The following is a 17,439-nucleotide window of genomic DNA, read 5'->3' as shown; positions in this document are numbered from 1 at the left end:
ACAGAGGACCCTGCAGACCATCGACAACCCGTTCGGCACGAGGTTGTCACCCATGTCTTAGGTACAAACTGTTACCTATGTCTTCGGGCTGTACAGTTTGAAGGTGGTGAGCGCGCAGGGATTCGAACCCTGGACCTACTGATTAAAAGCGCGTTTTTGACCCAACACCTTTGAACAGCATAGACACCATCACACAGTCGAACTCAGCGGGAACCTTGGGGAAATCTGTTCAAGGGTGTTCAGCGGCGTGTCATGCAGTTTTGACAATTCCGTACCCATGCCGTACCCAACTGAATAATCGCTTCAACAAATCAGTAGGTCGACGTTTTGCCAAAACTGAAGCTGACTGATCGCTTCGTGGCCAGTGTCTCAGCAGAGACTCGCACAGACTATTTCGACATGCAACTGGTCGGGCTGTCACTTCGGGTGGCGCCGACAGGCACCAAAACGTGGAACCTGATGTATACCCGAGAGAGCGACAATACTCGCCAGCGGGTAAAGCTGGGCCGCTATCCTGCCGTGTCCCTTGACGCAGCCCGCAAGAAAGCGCTGAGGGCCATGACGTCAGTCGCCGATGGTGAGGATCCGGCGAAGGCGAAATCCGCCAGGCGTGCGGCTGCAACCATCGAGGAACTGGGCGCGCTTTACCTCGAAGTCTACGCCAAGCCGAACAAGCGGACATGGGAAGAGGATGAGCGCATTCTCAAGGCCGAGGTGTACCCAGCAATTGGGCGCATGAAAGGGATGGCTGTTGTTCGGCGTGACGTGCTCGACATCATCGACAAGAAGTCGGCAGCGGGCGCCAAGGTCCAAGCGAGAAACATCCAGGCAGTGGTTCGGAAGTTCTTCAATTGGGCGGTCGATGATGGGTACCTGACGGTATCCCCAATCACCGGCCTCAAGCCCCGCAGCAAGCCCACTCGACGCGATAGAGTTCTGTCCGACGCAGAAGTCAAGGCGGCGTGGGGGGCGCTAAATTCGGCCGCGCTAAGCCCGGTGACGGCTGATGTGCTGCGGCTGCTGCTGTTGACCGGGCAACGCTCTGGCGAAGTGTGTGGGATGCGCAGGTCGGAAGTAGATCTAGCCCGGGCAACCTGGACCATCCCGGGCGCCCGTACCAAGAACGAGCTGACGCACGTGGTGCCGCTGTCACCGCTCGCGATGTCTATCGTGACCGAGGCCATGAGCAGGGCTGAGGATGAGGACGAGGCCCCGCTGTTCACGCGAACGGGGGAGCCCGTCGAGAGCAACGCGATTGCGCAGGCTGTTCGGCTCAAGCTCCAAGCGAGCAAAGAGCGCTGGACCCCGCACGACATCAGGCGAACAGTCGCGACTGGCATGGCATCAATCGGGATCATGCCGCACATCGTCGAGGCGGTCTTGAACCACATCAGCGGCTTTAAAGCCGGCGTGGCAGGCGTCTACAACCGAGCAACCTATGAGCCGGAGAAACGAGACGCCCTTGTCAAGTGGGCCGATCACCTGACAAGTATTTGTCAATAAAAACAAGCACTTGGCGGAGGCGGAACATTAGAGGGCAATATCGGGAACCGAGCATGAACAAAGCTCGGCGATTTATCCACTCGGTTCGTTAGAAAAAAATCATTATTTTCAGATAGTTAGCCCTATGTGCCTGTGGATAACTGGCATATAGGGTTTGGGACGGGTCGCGTCGACTTGGTTGCGACTCCCTGAAACAGTATTGTTAGCAATGCCAAATCAACACAAAGGGCATTGCGCATGAACACAAACAGCCGCGACTTCCGGCTGATCAGTATCAAAGAAGCCTGCCGCCTCACATCGCTCAGCAGGTCTTCGATTTTCCTCAAGTCTAAGGCGGGCAAGTTCCCAAAGCCTCTTAGGCTGAGTGGCGATGACGATGGCGCCCGGAAAGCGTTTTTGCTGTCCGAGGTTGAAGCCTGGATCGCCGAAAAGATTGCTGTTCGAGATCAGGAGGCTGCATGAGGCGTCCCCCGAACTGCGAAGAGATGAGCGGCCAGTCGCCAAACTCAACCGCCCATCTCCCTTCGATCCGAGAAGATTTGTTATCCCCAAATTCCAAAAGGACCGCGATGGATTCCATAGCAAGGGAACCCGCAGCCCGCCAACTCAATTCTGGCAAGGGCAAGTTTCAACTCACAGTCCTCGTTTATCCCGGTGACGCTGTCCATGAACGCCGCATCGTCGTTCCTGGCCGCGCCGGCTGGGCGCTGAACGAACTGCACAAGGCCGGGCAACGGGGCTGCAGTGCAGCCGACTTTCCGGCGGGTCTACGCCTCGCTCACTTCGTCTATCTGCTGCGTCACGAACACCGGCTGGTGATTGAGACAGAGCACGAGACGCACGGCGGGCCGTTTCCTGGCAGCCATGCCCGGTATCGGCTCCATACCCCCATCAGCATCGAATATGGCGCGGGGCGCGCTGCCGCATGAGCCAGCAAACAATGCAGAAAGAGTCACGTGACGGTCGCGCGACGTCGCGCGACGTCGCGGTCGCTGCCGTTTGGCTTGCGACCGAGAAGAACCCTCCGCACCCAATCGTGCCAGATCTCCGCCAGCGGTTCGGTCTGACACTGTCGGAGGCCGTTGCTGCAGTCCGTGAGGCTACCTTGATCAAAGCGAGGGCGTCGTGACCCCCATTGATTTCAAGGACAAGAGCCGGACGAGCCGCGGCAAGACCTACAACCTGGTGATGAAGCACAACAAGCCACCAGCCGATCAAAACGGTTGGGGGTGGTTCACCGTAGACTTCATGTGCTCGGTTGCGTTCCGCTCCCTGAGCGTCAATGCCGTCCGTGCCATAATGCGGCTGGTGGTCGAACATTGTGCTCATGGCGGGCTACACAATGGGCAACTCATTGTCACCCACCAGCAGTTTAAGGCGCATGGGGTTTCCGGCGAATATGTTGCCGACGCCATCGATGAACTGGCCTTCAAGGGACTGGTTAAAGTCCGGAGGGGGCGGGCGGGTGCCGGCACGTCGCACCCCAACGTCTACAGGCTTACCTGGCTCGGCGACCACGAGGGGGCGCCCCCTACAAACGAATGGCTGCGCTGCACCGAGGCAATGGCGGTCGCGTGGTCGGAAACCATCCGAAAGCAACACGCCGACAAGCGCGGGTCGGTCGGACGAAAGAAGAAAACCCCACTTCGGGAAGCCGAAATCCGACCGCTTCGGGAAGCCGAAATTCGCCGGGTCGCCAATGGCAGTCCACGGAGAATTTCCGAATGAAATCAATGATCAGCAAATTTCGGGTTTCCGAACACCTTTATAGATTCTGGGTGGGCAGTCGGGAAAAAGCCCTGAGCAGCGGGGCGACCATCATCAACAGGAGGCGTGCATGACCCGCCTGGCAAGCGCAACTGACCGCGGGGCTGCCATCGTCCCGTTTCCGGCAAGGTATCGGGTGGGGAAAATCCGTCGGGTGGCCGACGTGCTCGGTGATCGGCGCGGAAAGAGCGCCGATCAGTACTGGCAGCAGATCGTCGACGGCATGGCCTCTCAGATGCAGAAATCGGGGCTGGCCACACCCGTCATCGAACAGGAGCTGCGCGAATTCTTTGGCGCAGTGCAGGTCGAGCTTTGCCGGCGCCTGCATGTCGAGGGTGGTGGAGGTGCAGCATGACTATTTTGACGAACAGTCTGGCCGACTTGGCCGAGCGGATCAAAGAGAGCCACGCGGCGTTCAGCGCGGCGCAGAGCATGACAGCAAAGAAGGCGCTTGAAACCGGACGGCTGCTTTGCCGGGCGAAAGACAAATGCAGGCATGGCGAATGGTTGCCCCTGCTGGATCGCGCTGGCGTCGGCGAAAGATGGTCGCAGCACCTGATGAGGCTCGCACGCTCGGGCCTGAAAGCCGAAACCGTGTCGGCTATCGGGGGCATCAAGGCATCACTGCAACTGCTGGCAGACTTTTGTCTGCCAGTTGGCGACGAGGTGTTGGTGATTTCTACCGACAATTTCGATGACGCCTCGAAAGAGCCCATCGCCATTTTGTGGCCATCCGCCGAGTACCCAGGCTTCTATTACTTTGGGTCGATCGATGGCCGAACTCAAGAGGTGTTTCTCCTACAGAAGCCTGTGAGGGGTAAGCCGCTGCAGATGACGAGTGGTGAGTTCGTCAGCGGCGTTTGGTTAACAATTGAGCAATTCGCGAAGGGGAAAGTTGCCGGGCTCGAGTTCCAAATCGTGCCGGCCGATATCGCCGCCGATTACCGGAACCTGATGCTGGAGGCCGCGGCATGATGGATCTGGCTCACCATCCGGTATTCGAGGGGCAACCGAGCGATGACTATCTCGAGCGGTGGCGTCAGCACACCGCTACGACTGGTCGCCCCGAAGATTTTGAGTGCGTGTCGACCAGCCGGCCGACGCAGCATGACAACATCGTTCTGTTGTCCGAGGAAATCACCGTGCCGGTCTTGCTTCGGCCTGGCGGCGAGCGAGTGCCATGTTCGTTCTGTGCGCCTGGCTCGCCAAAGTTCATTCGCGGGCGCATGGCCTATTTCCCCGATGAAAAAACGGTGCGGTTCGTAGGGCATCAATGCGCAGCCACGCACTACGGAGAGAACTTTCGCCATGCGGAAAGGTTGTTCCGCCGGCAGCAGGCGTGCCGTGATTACTTCGACACATGGCAGGAAATCGGCGCGAGGCGCGAAGCGCTAGCCCAGTTTGTCGCCCGAATGGCAAAGATAGCTGCGGACCTGCAATTCGTGCGGGACCAGCTTGACGAGCAGGCAAAGGGATACTGCGAGTTTCTGCAAAGGGAACTCGCCCAGACCAACGGTGAGCTATTCATCGACGCTGACTTGGGCATGAAGGACCGAACCGGAAATGCCGTCATCCAACGAAAGTCAATCGGCCGGGCGAGTGGTCTGAAATTCCTGGCCTATGGCTACGATGTGAAGCGCGACGTTCGCCACCTGCAAACTGCACTGACTGATGCCGCGCAGCCACTGCCGGACTGGTCGCCGACCACGCCTGAGCACCCCGCGACGGACGAGATCCTAAAACGTGGGCGAATGGTCGCGCGAGCGATGCGGAGCATGCTGGCAACATTGGCAAGCATCGATGACGGGCAGCGGTTCTTTGCCCGAAAAAACCTTCTGTTGCTGCACCGTTGGGGGAATAGGCCGAATACGCCATTCGCCAGGTTCGAAATCAGCGTTGACGGTCGCCAAGTCCTATTTCGCAGCGACAGCTTTGCCGGCCTACACTACGCAAATGTGGTCGTGCCAGAGGGCACGCATACAGCGCTTCCGCCGGCGAACGACCCCGACGTCGTGTTCATCGAAAGGAAGGTTGCTTGAAGGGCAAGAAGGTTCTCCCATCGGTACGGGTAGACGGCGGCAAGCGCATCAACCTTGCTGAGGCCCGCCGGCGCCGGAAAAGCCGTTCGGAAGCCGCGACTAGCGCGCCCGTGGAGGACACACGGGTTAGCGCGGTGTGGGAGCGTGCCGAACAACGCGAACGGGTTGTGTCTGAGACAGCGCCACAACGGCGGCGTATCGCCAAGCTCCAGGATGAGGACGGCGGCAAGGACGGGGCAAGGGTCACGCAGGTCAACGTAAAGATTTCGGCGGATCGTGCCGAACGTCAGTTGTTCCGCTGCCGGCCCGGATCGTTCGAATGGCGATATGGGCGAAACAAGCAGGACGCCCTTTTCCATGCCGGTTCACATCTCGCAACCCTCTGGGAGCGGGCAGGGATGACAATAGCAAGCTCGGCGAACTTCCTGCGGGGCACCAGGTCGGGATACGCCGCCGGCATAGGCGACGGCCGGGTTGCCGCTCTAGACAGACTCACCGGGTTTCGGGGTGTGCTCGGTTTAGCGCCATCAGCGCAGCTCATTGACTACTGTGTGAATGGACACACGGCTGCCGAGATTGCGCAAAAATACGGCGTCCAAGAACGAGAAATGTCGATTATATTGCAGCATTATCTGCGATTGTGCGCAAGGCACTTCGATTTCATGTGATATCGCGCGGGAACGTTGCGTTGACACATGTAACGAAACCCCTTATGTTCTGCCTAGTTTGCAGAACTGCATCCAAAGACCCGCCCCACAGGCGGGTTTTCTGTTTTCAGAGGGCAGGGCTAGCATTGCTACAGCTATGCCACGGCAATGCACATGCATTGCACGTGCATTGCTTATGCGGCGGGTTTCCTTCGGGTTTCCGCGGAATTCCGCAGAACGCGGTAAGCCAGCAGACTTATTCGGCCAGCGCGTCCTCAACCGGCTTCGCCGTGACTTCCATGTTGAGCGCTTTCATCACGCCCAGGAAGGTTGACAGTCGAGGGTCGCCGGTAGGGCTGAGCGCCTTGTAGAGGGCTTCGCGGGTTACGCCTGCGTCTCTGGCAATCTGGCTCATACCTCGGGCACGAGCGACAACACCGATAGCGTTCGCGATATAGGCGGCGTCTCCGGTGTGTAGAGCGTCAGCGATAAGTTCCGCTTGCGCCTCGGGGCTTGCCAGATAGGCCGCTGCGTCAAAGGGTACGGTTTCTATGGTCATTTGACCTCCTGTGACATGCGGATCGCCCGCTTGATGTCCTTGCTCTGCTTCGACTTGTCGCCACCGCACAACAAGATCACCACCTCATTGCCCCGCTTCACGAAATAGACGCGGTAGCCGGGGCCGTAGTCAATACGAAGCTCGCCAATGCCGTCGAAGTACTTGGCATCGCCGATCAGGCCCGACTGCAGCCGAACGATCCGGATAGCGATGCGCTCCTGTGCGCGCTGATCCTTCAGGCCGTCGAGCCATTCTTTGAATTCTGGTGTTTGGCGAACTTCGATCATGTGTGAACTATAATTCACAGTTGCCCGGTTTGTCAACAGGGTGTGAAAAATAGTTCACAGCATGAGGCCATATCAAGACCGTCCACTCGCAATGCAACTGCCGCGCCAATCGACCGCTCAAACCGGCGAGAGGAACACATATGCCCGCACCATCAGGTAACCAGTTCTGGAAGGTTCGCAGCTCCCACGGCCGCGCCCCGATCTTCGCCACCGCAGATGCACTGTGGGAAGCGTGCACCGAGTACTTCGATTGGGTCGAAGCAAACCCGCTATATGAGGCACGGCCCTTCGCCTATCAGGGCGACGTGAAGGTCGAGAGGATAGCCAAGATGCGGGCCATGACGATTTCGGGCCTGTGCATCTTCCTCGATATCTCGCGCCAAGCATGGGACCTCTACCGAGAGCGGGAAGGTTTTGTTGGCATCACCGCGCAGGTAGACGACATCATTCGCACCCAGAAGTTTGAGGGGGCTGCGGCTGAGCTTCTGAATGCGAACATCATCGCCCGCGAGCTGGGTCTGGCTGACAAATCCGAACTGACCGGCAAGGACGGCGCGCCGTTGGTTCCGGTGCTCAATGTCTCAGTCAGCGGCAACTCTTGATCTCGTCCTGCATCCCAAGCAGGGCGTGGCATTCAACACCGAGGCAACGGAAACCTTCTTCGGCGGCGCGGCAGGAGGCGGCAAGAGCCACCTGATACGGTCGGCGGCAATCACCTGGTGCACGGAGATACCAGGCCTACAGGTCTATCTGTTCCGCCGCATCGGCGGGGATCTGGTCAAGAACCATATGGAAGGCCCGAACGGCTTTCGGGCGCTGCTCGCCGGCTGGGTGGCCTGTGGCTTCGTCACCATCGTTGAGGACGAAATCAGGTTCTGGAATGGCAGCAAGATTTATCTCTGCCACTGCAAAGACGAGAAGGACCGCTTCAAATACCAGGGCGCCGAAATCCACGTCCTGTTGATCGATGAGCTGACGCACTTCACGGACAAGATTTACCGGTACCTCCGTGGCCGGGTGCGCATGGTCGGTATCGAGGTGCCTGAGAAGTACAAAGGTCGCTTCCCGCGCATCCTGTGCAGCGGCAACCCCGGGGGCATCGGGCATCAGTTCGTCAAGAGCACGTTCATCGACGGTGCGGCCGCATATAAGGTCTACAGGACGCCCAAGACCGAGGGCGGCATGCTGCGCCAGTACATCCCGGCGAAGCTCGAAGACAACCCGGCGATGAACGACAACGATCCTGAATATGAGGATCGTCTTCACGGCCTGGGGTCGGAAAGCCTCGTCCGGGCAATGCGTCATGGCGATTGGGACATCGTCGAGGGCGCTTACTTCGACAACTTCCGCCGAGAGCGCCATGTCATTCGGCCATTTGCGATCCCAGAACACTGGATCAGGTTCCGGGCCGGTGACTGGGGCAGCGCCAAGCCTTTTGCCTTCGGCTGGTTCGCGGTTGCCTCGGAAGACACTATTGCCGGCCCCGGCGTGGTGATCCCGCGTGGCGCGCTGGTGATGTACCGCGAATGGTACGGGGTGAAGAGGGACGCTCAAGGCAAGTTCATTCCGGACACCGGTTTGAAGCTCCATGCCGAAGCGGTCGGCGCGGGTGTCAGGTTTCGGGACTATGGCGATTCCATCACTTACGGCGTTCTTGACCCGGCGGCGTTCAATCAGGATGGCGGGCCATCGATCGCCGAGCGCATGGCCAAAGGCGAGAACGGCGAAGGGGCCACGTTTACAAGGGCGGACAACAAACGAACGCCAGGCCGTGGTGCTATGGGCGGCTGGGACCAGCTTCGCAGCCGCCTGACCGGAGACGAAGACGGACGCGCACTGCTGTTCTTCTTCAGCACCTGCACGCACACGATACGAACGCTGCCGGCGCTTCAGCACGATCAGACGAACCCGGAAGACCTCGACACATCGCAGGAAGACCACGCGGCCGACATGGTTCGCTACGGCTGCATGTCCCGCCCATGGTTCAAGAAGCCGCTCGAGCAAGTAGCGCCGCCGAAACCCGGCATGGTGCAGTTGCCCGGCCCTCCTGAGCCCGCGACCGGTGGAAGGATCAGAATATGAAGGTTGCCCCGTGATCGATCCCGACGACGAACTCGACGTGGCGCAGGCAGACGCCGAGCCGGCACGCAAGCCGAAGTCCTCAAAGGCATGGCTCAGCCTGATCACCAGTTATGAAAAAGCTGGGTATGAGGACTATCAAACGCGCTGCGCGAACATCGAGAAGCAGTATGCAAACCTTGCCCGTCTGGCGAGCGTCAGCAGGAGCCGCGAATTCCAGATCTTCTGGGCAAACATCGAGGTTCTGAAGCCGTCCATGTATGCCCGACCGCCTATCCCGGTGGTCGCGACCAGGTTCAACAACACCAAGCCGATTCCGCGCGCCGCGTCCGAACTGCTGGAGCGTTCGACTGCTGTAACCTTCGACAGTGAGGACATTGACGGCGTCATGCGGCGTGTCCGCGATGACCTGGCAATCAATGCCCGCGGCTGCATCTGGGTCAGGTATGAGGCCAAGAGCAAGGACAGCGGGCTTATCGAACGCGTCTGCATCGAGCACAAGAACCGCCGTGACTTCGCGCACGAGCCGGGCCGCGGATGGATAGAAGTCGGCTGGGTAGCCGGGCGCGCATGGATGACGCGGAAGGAAATGCGCCAGCGTTTCCAGAAGACGTCAGGCAATGCATATGCCGGGGCAATCTTCGCCAAGCAAAAGGACGACAAGAACAAGACCGACGGTAAGCTCAAGGCCGGTGTCTGGGAGATCTGGTCCAAGACCGAAAACAAGGTCGTGTGGGTCACGCCCGGCGTCGACGTTGTGCTCGACGAGGACAAGCCGCACCTGTCGCTGGAAGGCTTCTTCCCGTGCCCGCAGCCTGCATATGGCACGGTAGAGCCGAACAGCCTGATCCCGGTGCCTGACTTCCTGTTCTACAAGGATCAGGCCGAGGAGGTAAACGAACTCACCAACCGCATTTCCGCGCTGACCCAAGCGCTGAAGGTGCGTGGTTTCTATCCATCCGGCGCCGGCGAGCTCAGCGATGCGATCGAAGCCGCAATCAAGTCGGTCGATGATCGCAAGGTGCTCGTTCCGGTTTCCAATTGGGCCGTAACTGGCTCGGCGAAAGACACCATCGTGTGGCTGCCGCTGGACATGGTCGCTACGACCCTGACCCAGCTTATCGCCCTGCGAAAGCAGCTGATTGAGGACATCTACCAGATCAGCGGCCTGTCGGACGTCATGCGGGGTGCAACCAACCCCAATGAGACGCTTGGGGCCCAGACGCTGAAGTCGCAGTATGGTTCGGTTCGCATTCGGGACCGCCAGGCGGAGTTGGTGCGTATCGCTCGCGACACTGCGCGCATCGTTGCCGAAATTCAGGCGGAGAACTTCCAGGCCAAGACCCTGTTGGACATGTCTCAGATGGAGTTTGAGACGGACGCAGAGGTATCGAAGGCGATCAAGGCTTTGGAAGCCCAGGCAAAGCAGGTCGTCGACACGTTGAAGGCTGCACAGGCGAATCCGCAGGTTCAGCAGATGGCCCAGGCCAATCCAGAACAAGCTCAAGCCTCATTCCAGCAGGCACAGCAGCAGGTCGAGCAGATCGCGCAGCAGGTCCAGGGATTGGAAGAAACCATTACCATCGACAAGGTGATGAAGTTCCTACGGGACGAACGCATTCGCCCTTTCACGCTGGACATCGAGACAGACAGCACCATTCAACCGGACGAGGACGCGGCAAAGAAGCGAACAGCCGAGTTTCTGACTGCTCTTGGCGGCGCGCTCGCGCAGTTGTCCCAGATGGTCGCCGCAAGGCCTGAGACGGCCCCCTTTGCCGGCGAAATCCTGAAATTTGCCATCGCGCCGTTCAGGCCAGGCCGCCAGATGCAGGCGTCCATTGACGAGTTCGTCGAGAAGATGAAGGCGTCTGCCGGTCAACCGCAGCCCGACCCGAGGGCCGCGCAGGCCGAGAGCGAAGCCAAGGCCAATTCCGACCGCGCTGCAGTGGAACAGGCCAAGGCTCAGGCGACCGTGGCCAAGTCCGAAGCCGATATCGCCCGGATCAATGCCGATGCCGCGCTGAAGCAGCGAGAGGCCGACATTCGAATCCGCGAGATCGAGGCGCGAGCGGCGGCCGATGCGCAGAAGCACGCGCAAGACATGCAAAAAGGCGAGCTCGAGCTTGCGCGGCTCCGCCTCCATCTCGCCCAGCAGGCACAGAAGGGCATCGCGCCCATGATTGAAGGGCATATCGGATGAACCGTATTGAATGGCTCGGCTTTGTGCTGAGTGGGTGCCTTTTCGCGGCAATCTTCCTTGCCGGCATCATTGTCTATGGCGGTGGACACGCGCGGAACATCGCGCTTACCGCTGCGCTTTTCGCCTGCATTTTTGGCACAGCGCTGTGGGCGCTGTTCGCCATCATTCAGGGGCGCTGAGCATGGCTTACCGGTGGTTCGAACTGGAAGACGGCCGCTCTGTCTACCGCAAGGAAGAGACGCGCCGGCCGAAACGCTCGACGCTTGCTTGTCCCATGATCGCGCAAGACACCATGGAGCCAGTCCAGAGCATGCTGGACGGCAAGATGTACGACAGCAAGTCCAAGCTGCTCAGCACCTATCGAGCGGCCGGCATGATCGAGGTCGGCAACGATCCCGCCAGGCTTCGCACTCGGAAGCGCCCGAAACCCGACAGGGCAGCGATCAAAACCACCGTTGAGAAGGCCAAGGCTCGCTTTGATCGGGGCGAGCGCGTTCGGCCCCGCTAACCACCCACCGCAACCTCTCAGACAGGTAGAACCATGACCGACGCATTGAATGGCGGCGCTGCTGCGCCCTCCGAGCCCTCGACCGTTGCCCCGGAAACGCAGGTCAGCCAGACCCAGCCGCCGGCACAGACCAATCTGCCGGAGCCCAAGCCCGCCAAAGACGATGGCCAGGAGCCGAAGAAGGCTCCGACCGCGCGAGAGGCGCTGAAGCGAGCAGCCGAAAAAGTCGCGAAGGCCGAACCGAAGCCGGAAACCGTCGCAAAGCCGGTCGACACGGCCAAATCCGAGGGCGCTGGCGACAAGCCGACACAGGCAAAGCCTGCCGATGCGACGCGTATAGCCGAAAAGCCAGCCGAGCCGGCCCAGTCCAAGATCGATGCGCCCGCCCGCTTCTCCGCGGATGCGAAAGCCGCCTGGGCAACGGCGCCAGAGCCCATCAAGGCCGAGGTGCACCGGGCAATCCGCGAACTCGAGCAGGGCCATGAGAAGTATCGCGCGGATGCCGAGGCATTCGGCCAGATCAGGGATTTCGACGACCTCGCGAGGAAGAACGGCACGACCATTCGTGACGCGATGACCCGCTACACCGACCTCGAAAAGACGCTGCTGACCAATCCGATGCAGGGAATTCAGGCAGTTTGCGAATATGCCGGCGTTTCGCTGCGTGAACTCGCCGCTTCCGTCATGGGCCAGACGCCCGATCAGACCCAGGCGCAGAACGACGCGACCATCCGCGCGCTGCAGCAGGAAATCGCCGGCCTGAAGAACCAGATCGGCGGCGTCACGACCTCGATGCAGCAGCAGCATCAATCGAAGATCGAGGCATCGGTCGACGAGTTCGCGAAAAACAATCCCCGCTTTGAAGAACTCGCCGACGACATCGTGTTCTTCATCGAGAGCGGCAAAACCAAGGATTTGGCCGAGGCATACAAGATGGCGGACCGGCTCAACCCCGCCCCATCTGCCCCGGTCCCAGCCGCCCCGGCGGCCATTACTGCAGACCTTGAGGCTCAGACCCGGAAAGGTTCGAAATCCGTCTCTGGCGCACCCTCGCTCGGCTCAGACCCGAATGCCCGGAAGCGCTCCACCTCAATCAGGGAATCTCTCGCCCGCGCCGTCGCGCAGGCCGGATAACCCGCGTCTATAGGAGGCCAAATTGGCCCTCACTAATGTTGAAAAGAACCAGGAGATCCTGTCTCTGGCGCTGGAGGATCGTTCCGAAGGCTACCAGGACCTTGTCTCCAACTCGTCGGCCACCCTCTATCTGCTCAAGGACAGGGGGAACTTCAAGGAATACTCGGGCCCGAAGATCCGCGAACGCCTGCTCTACAACAAGACGGGCTCGGCGATCTGGTACAACGGCTTCGACTTCCTGAACCCGGTTCCTGCCGAGCTGTTCAGCGATGCCGAGTACACCCCCAAGATGGTCGCCGTGGCCGTCACCCTTCCGAATGAGGACATCCTCAACAACGAAGGCGAAAACCAGCTGATGGACATCCTGGAAAGCCACATCGAAGCCGCCGAAAGCGAGCTTATCGATGAGGCCGACATCTCGCTCCATGGCAACGGTACGCGCTTCGGCGGCAAGGAACTCGGCGGCCTTCAGCTTGCGGTGCCGACCATCGTCAATTCCGGTACCTATGCCGGCATCGACCGCGGCACCCAGCCGGCCTGGCGTACTTCGGTGTTCGACGCGCACACTGCATTTCCGGCCATCGGAACGCAGGTGAACAAGGACACCGTGCGCCCCATGCTCAACTCGATCATGACCCAGCGGTCGCGCGGCAAGAAGGCTGCAAACCTGCTGCTCATGTCGCCGGAGCATTACGCGGCCTACGACGCTGCAACCGTCGCCATTCAGCGCATCAACGACGAAACCAAGCTCGGGAAGCTCGGCTTCTCGGCGCTGAAATACTACGGCGCCGGCCGCGTTGCCGACATCGTGCAGGAAGGTGGCATCGGCTCCAACATGCCGGCGAATACGACCTATGGTCTGGACCTCGCCAACCTGTGGCTCCGCTACCACCCGGAACGCAACTTCAACAAGATCGGCAAGGCGCTCACGCCGATCAACCAGGACGCCGTTGTTCAGTACATCGGCTTCATGGGCGAGCTGACGATGACCAATCCGCTGTTCATGTGGAAGCTCATCGATTCCAACCCGGCGGCCTAAGGAGGGTCCAGTGGCCTACATTCCCGAAACTCCGAACCTCGGCTTCCCTCCGATTGCCTACACCGGTCCCGCGTCAAACGTGGCCGGTCGCAGCACTCCCTGGAAGCTGGGCGATGTCATCCGCGCGGTCGATCCGGTCTATGGTGTCGGCGAGTTCATCTACCTTCAGGGCGTAGCCTCGACGGCAGTTGGTTCGTGGGTCGTCTACAACCCCGACGACTGGTCGACGGTCCTGCTTGGTGCCGACGCTATTGGCTCGGTCGCTGTCGCCATGTCGGCGAACGTGGCCAGCCAGTACGGCTGGTATCAGATCAAGGGCAAGGCCATCGGCAAGGCGCTTGCGGGCTTCCTCGACAACGCCAACGTCTATGCCACGGCGACCGCTGGTTCCGTGGACGATGCCGTCGTTGCCGGTGATCGCGTCAAGAACGCCAAGGGCGCCTCTGCGGTCGGTACGCCTTCCGCCGGCCTGGCCGAATTCGAGATCGATCGTCCGTTCGTCGACGACGGCCTCGCAGCCTAATCCCTGACGACAAAGCAATAAGCGGGGCCCCTCGGCGGGCCCCGTTTTCCTTTGCACCCTCTCAGACAGGAAATCGAGAAAATGACATCGAACAACAATCAGACGACCGTCGTGTTCCGCATTCACACGATGCCCGACGCCACCGCCAGCCAGAAGGCAGGCCGACCGATCTTCTCCGACATGGAAGTCTGCGACATCGCATTCGCCGGCAACACCAAGACCAGGGCGACCTTTCCGGCCCATGAGGCCGAGCCCAACGCGACGCGCGAGAGCGTCAAGGACGGCAACGGCGTCGTGACCTACGCCATGCTCTACAACGAGCAGTATCGCGCCTTTAAGGCAGGTGTTTCCCAGCCGACGAGCGGCACGCCTTTGTCGGAAGCGCCATTCCTGGCCGAGGCCAAGCGCCGCGAACTCAAGGCGCTGAACATCCACACGGTGGAAGCTCTGGCCGGGTTGGATGGCAACCCGCTCAAGCAGCTCGGCATGGGCGGGCGCGATCTGAAGAACCAGGCGCAGGCCTATCTGGACAATGCGGCCGGCTCGGCAGACGTGACGGCGCTGGCTGCGCAAAATGCTTCGCTGCTCGAGCAGATGGCCGATCTCAGGGACCAGCTTGCCCAGATGTCGGGGCGCAACACCCCCGTCAATCAAGTCGGGGCCCTGCAGTCCGGCTCGCAGCCAGAGGAAGCGGCTGACAAGCCTGAAGGCGAAACCGATCCGGATGCGTCGACCGACTTCGACACGTGGGATGACGACAAGCTGAAGGACTACATCGCCGGACACACCGGCTCGCGCCCCCGCGGCAACCCCAGCCACAACACCCTTGTCGCTGCTGCTGCCGAACTGGCGAACGGCTAAGCGCCCATGAGCATCTTGAGCGTCATAAAGCAGGTGTGCCCGGTCATCGGGCTCACCGTCCCTGATGCCGTCTTCTCGTCGACGGATCGGGAACACGCCGAATTGCAAGCGCTCGCCAATGAAATGGCGCAGCGCATCGCCTTCGACGGCCGTGATTGGACGCGCCTCAAGGTGCTCGCAACGCTGACCGGTGACGGCATCGCCACCGGTTTCAATCTGCCCCCCGACTACAAGCGGATGCTGAAAAAGGCTCGCATCTGGCCTTCGGCAACGCCCTATTCGCCTTTGACGCACTACCCCGACAGCGACACTTGGCTCGCCATGGCAGTCCAGAACTACCAGAGCCTGACCGGCGCATGGACGATGATTGGCGAGCAGGTCCACATCAAGCCGGTGATGCCCAATCTGGCGACCGCATCGTTCTTCTACATCTCCGATCTGATCATCAAGGCCGAGGACGGGACGCCAAAAGCCGAATTTACCTCAGACGATGACGTCTTCCGCCTCGATGAGCGTGTGCTGAAGCTCGGCATGATCTGGCAGTGGAAGGCCAACAAGGGCCAAGCCTACGCCGAGGACATGGTGACCTACGAGGACGCGCTTGCGGTCGCCAGCGGCAACGACAAGGGCTCGAACATCCTGACCGTCGGCACGCCTCGTCTGCCGGCCGGCGCCGAATGCGCCTTCCCAGGGGTGATTACCCCATGAGGCGCGCCTTCCGACGTGTTCCGGTCGCTGCCCCTGCCCAGCAGAAGCACCGCACGCACACTTTCCCGGCCCCGGTCCGCGGCAAGATTTCGAATGAGAATCTGGCGGCCTCGCAGCCTCAGGGCGCCCGGGTGCTGGAAAACTGGTTCCCGACCAGTACCGGTATCAGGCTGCGCGGCGGCACTCGTCGCAAGGCAACGATTGGTTCCGGGCCGGTGGTCAGCATGATCACCTATGACAGCTCGAGCGGTCGTTTCATGTTTGCCGCGGACACGACCAACATCTTTGACGTCACCAGTCCCGCCGATCCTCTGGTGCCGCCGGCAGCGGCTGTCAGCGGGCAGACCAGCGGGTATTACAGCTATATCCAGTTCGCCACGGCCGGCGGCGACTTTCTGTCTGCGGTCAACGGCACGGATTCGATGCGCCAGTTCAATGGCAGCGTCTGGTCAACCGTGGCGGCACTGGGCCCTATCGCGACGAACAAGCTGGCGCAGATATGGGCCTACCGAAACCGGCAGTTTTTCGTCCAGAAAGACAGCCTTGTCGTCTGGTTCCTGCCGGTCAATCAGATCTCGGGTACCGCGCAGGATTTGTCCCTTGCCGGCGTCTTCCAGAAGGGTGGCGCAATCAAGTTCGGGGCAACCTGGTCGCTTGATGCCGGCGACGGCGTCGACGACAAATGCGTCATCGTCTCCGATCAGGGCGAGGTCGCGGTCTATGAAGGCGCAAACCCCGCCGATCCGGCAGATTGGCGGCTTGTGGGCCGATACGACATCTCGCGGCCAATGGGCCGTCGCGCCTTCATGCAGGCCGGTGGTGACCTCCTGATCGCCATGGAAGACGGCATCGTCCCTATCAGCGAGGCGATTTCGAAGGACCGGGTTGCGCTCTCCATGAGCAGCGTAAGCCGGAACATCGAACCCGACTGGCGCCGTGAGGTGGCTCGCCGCGCAGCAGTGTTGCCTTGGGAAATCGTGAAATGGCCGCTGATGAATATGGGCATCGTCTCCCTGCCTACCGACGTCGGCCAGGACAATCTCTGTTTCGTCGTCAACCTCGAAACCGGCGCATGGGCCGATTATACCGGCTGGGATACCCGTTGCCTCGCCATCCATGACGATTGGGCCTATTTCGGCACCTCCGACGGCAAGGTCATGCAGTGCGAAGTCGGCGGCAACGACGACGGCTCCCCCTATGTCTGCACCTATGTTGGCCTGTTCGACCACCTACGCGTGCCGGCGGCGAACAAGATCGTCCATATGGGCCGGTCTGTCTTTCTTGCGGCTCGAGCGTTCATTTCGAAGCTGTCGATGTCCACCGACTATCAGGTTTCATTGCCAGCCGCTCCGGCGTCGACCCCAGATGACACCCTATTCGACGAATGGGACAGTGGTCTGTGGGACGTCATGAAATGGGATGGCAGCTCAGAGAAGCGCATTTCGACCCGTTGGGGCTCAATTGGCCGATCTGGCTTCGTTGCGGCACCACAAGTCCAGGTAACTTGCGGCGTGACGCCAACGCCCGACGCCGAGCTGGTAGCGATCGACATCACCTATGAAGTCGGTGCTGTGGTCGTCTGAGC

21 protein-coding genes are annotated in these 17,439 nt (G+C 60.5%); 19 read left to right on the top strand and 2 right to left on the bottom strand.

The window, feature by feature from the left end:
- Positions 1–327 precede the first annotated feature (327 nt).
- The 8 genes from HNQ95_RS12870 (at position 328) to HNQ95_RS12835 (ending at position 5,977) form a co-directional block, all read left to right on the top strand.
- The gene (locus HNQ95_RS12870; protein ID WP_182574239.1) at positions 328–1,503 is read left to right on the top strand and encodes a tyrosine-type recombinase/integrase; all 1,176 of its coding nucleotides are present in this window, start codon (positions 328–330) and stop codon (positions 1,501–1,503) included.
- 237 nt (positions 1,504–1,740) lie between these two features.
- On the top strand, positions 1,741–1,965 hold the full coding sequence (locus HNQ95_RS12865) for a helix-turn-helix transcriptional regulator (RefSeq protein WP_182574238.1): 225 nt from the start codon (positions 1,741–1,743) through the stop codon (positions 1,963–1,965).
- A gap of 107 nt (positions 1,966–2,072) precedes the next feature.
- Positions 2,073–2,432 carry a winged helix domain-containing protein gene (locus HNQ95_RS12860; RefSeq protein ID WP_182574237.1) on the top strand — a complete coding sequence of 120 codons (360 nt, stop codon included), beginning with the start codon at positions 2,073–2,075 and terminating at the stop codon, positions 2,430–2,432.
- A gap of 196 nt (positions 2,433–2,628) precedes the next feature.
- Positions 2,629–3,231: a hypothetical protein gene (locus HNQ95_RS12855; RefSeq protein ID WP_182574236.1), complete on the top strand. Its 603-nt coding sequence runs from the start codon at positions 2,629–2,631 to the stop codon at positions 3,229–3,231.
- Between the two features lie 109 nt (positions 3,232–3,340).
- The gene (locus HNQ95_RS12850) at positions 3,341–3,625 is read left to right on the top strand and encodes a DUF6074 family protein (RefSeq protein WP_182574235.1); all 285 of its coding nucleotides are present in this window, start codon (positions 3,341–3,343) and stop codon (positions 3,623–3,625) included.
- Positions 3,622–4,245 (top strand): hypothetical protein, encoded by a 624-nt coding sequence (locus tag HNQ95_RS12845; protein WP_182574234.1) that lies wholly within the window; start codon positions 3,622–3,624, stop codon positions 4,243–4,245. The genes HNQ95_RS12850 and HNQ95_RS12845 overlap by 4 nt, the downstream gene beginning before the upstream one ends.
- Positions 4,242–5,309, top strand: coding sequence for a hypothetical protein (locus HNQ95_RS12840; RefSeq protein WP_182574233.1), 1,068 nt, complete (start codon positions 4,242–4,244; stop codon positions 5,307–5,309). Before HNQ95_RS12845 ends, HNQ95_RS12840 begins: the two co-directional genes overlap by 4 nt.
- Positions 5,306–5,977, top strand: a complete 672-nt coding sequence (locus tag HNQ95_RS12835) for a hypothetical protein (protein ID WP_182574232.1) — start codon at positions 5,306–5,308, stop codon at positions 5,975–5,977. Before HNQ95_RS12840 ends, HNQ95_RS12835 begins: the two co-directional genes overlap by 4 nt.
- A gap of 235 nt (positions 5,978–6,212) precedes the next feature.
- Here HNQ95_RS12835 and HNQ95_RS12830 read toward each other — a convergent pair whose 3' ends face one another.
- Entirely contained in the window at positions 6,213–6,515 is a 303-nt protein-coding gene (locus HNQ95_RS12830; RefSeq protein ID WP_182574231.1) for an addiction module antidote protein, read from the bottom strand.
- On the bottom strand, positions 6,512–6,802 hold the full coding sequence (locus HNQ95_RS12825) for a type II toxin-antitoxin system RelE/ParE family toxin (protein WP_182574230.1): 291 nt from the start codon (positions 6,800–6,802) through the stop codon (positions 6,512–6,514). Before HNQ95_RS12825 ends, HNQ95_RS12830 begins: the two co-directional genes overlap by 4 nt.
- Before the next feature lie 140 nt (positions 6,803–6,942).
- Here HNQ95_RS12825 and HNQ95_RS12820 point away from each other — a divergent pair, with 140 nt between their 5' ends.
- The 11 genes from HNQ95_RS12820 (at position 6,943) to HNQ95_RS12770 (ending at position 17,437) form a co-directional block, all read left to right on the top strand.
- Positions 6,943–7,404, top strand: coding sequence for a terminase small subunit (locus tag HNQ95_RS12820; RefSeq protein WP_182574229.1), 462 nt, complete (start codon positions 6,943–6,945; stop codon positions 7,402–7,404).
- 25 nt (positions 7,405–7,429) lie between these two features.
- Positions 7,430–8,884 (top strand): terminase large subunit domain-containing protein, encoded by a 1,455-nt coding sequence (locus tag HNQ95_RS12815; RefSeq protein ID WP_312870928.1) that lies wholly within the window; start codon positions 7,430–7,432, stop codon positions 8,882–8,884.
- A 10-nt stretch (positions 8,885–8,894) separates the two neighbouring features.
- Entirely contained in the window at positions 8,895–11,081 is a 2,187-nt protein-coding gene (locus HNQ95_RS12810; protein WP_182574227.1) for a hypothetical protein, read from the top strand.
- On the top strand, positions 11,078–11,260 hold the full coding sequence (locus HNQ95_RS12805) for a hypothetical protein (protein WP_182574226.1): 183 nt from the start codon (positions 11,078–11,080) through the stop codon (positions 11,258–11,260). The genes HNQ95_RS12810 and HNQ95_RS12805 overlap by 4 nt, the downstream gene beginning before the upstream one ends.
- Before the next feature lie 2 nt (positions 11,261–11,262).
- Positions 11,263–11,589: a hypothetical protein gene (locus tag HNQ95_RS12800; RefSeq protein WP_182574225.1), complete on the top strand. Its 327-nt coding sequence runs from the start codon at positions 11,263–11,265 to the stop codon at positions 11,587–11,589.
- 33 nt (positions 11,590–11,622) lie between these two features.
- Positions 11,623–12,723 (top strand): hypothetical protein, encoded by a 1,101-nt coding sequence (locus HNQ95_RS12795; RefSeq protein WP_182574224.1) that lies wholly within the window; start codon positions 11,623–11,625, stop codon positions 12,721–12,723.
- Between the two features lie 22 nt (positions 12,724–12,745).
- Positions 12,746–13,762 (top strand): phage major capsid protein, encoded by a 1,017-nt coding sequence (locus tag HNQ95_RS12790; RefSeq protein WP_182574223.1) that lies wholly within the window; start codon positions 12,746–12,748, stop codon positions 13,760–13,762.
- 10 nt (positions 13,763–13,772) lie between these two features.
- On the top strand, positions 13,773–14,285 hold the full coding sequence (locus HNQ95_RS12785; protein WP_182574222.1) for a hypothetical protein: 513 nt from the start codon (positions 13,773–13,775) through the stop codon (positions 14,283–14,285).
- An 81-nt stretch (positions 14,286–14,366) separates the two neighbouring features.
- The gene (locus tag HNQ95_RS12780; RefSeq protein WP_182574221.1) at positions 14,367–15,146 is read left to right on the top strand and encodes a hypothetical protein; all 780 of its coding nucleotides are present in this window, start codon (positions 14,367–14,369) and stop codon (positions 15,144–15,146) included.
- 6 nt (positions 15,147–15,152) lie between these two features.
- Positions 15,153–15,854, top strand: coding sequence for a hypothetical protein (locus HNQ95_RS12775; RefSeq protein ID WP_182574220.1), 702 nt, complete (start codon positions 15,153–15,155; stop codon positions 15,852–15,854).
- Positions 15,851–17,437, top strand: a complete 1,587-nt coding sequence (locus HNQ95_RS12770; protein ID WP_182574219.1) for a hypothetical protein — start codon at positions 15,851–15,853, stop codon at positions 17,435–17,437. The genes HNQ95_RS12775 and HNQ95_RS12770 overlap by 4 nt, the downstream gene beginning before the upstream one ends.
- The last annotated feature ends 2 nt before the right edge of the window (positions 17,438–17,439 follow it).

Origin of the sequence: Aminobacter ciceronei (genome assembly GCF_014138625.1) — a bacterium.
GTDB lineage: Bacteria > Pseudomonadota > Alphaproteobacteria > Rhizobiales > Rhizobiaceae > Aminobacter > Aminobacter ciceronei.
Note: the sequence above shows the minus strand (reverse complement) of the source record. Positions and strands in the feature narration are given on the sequence as shown.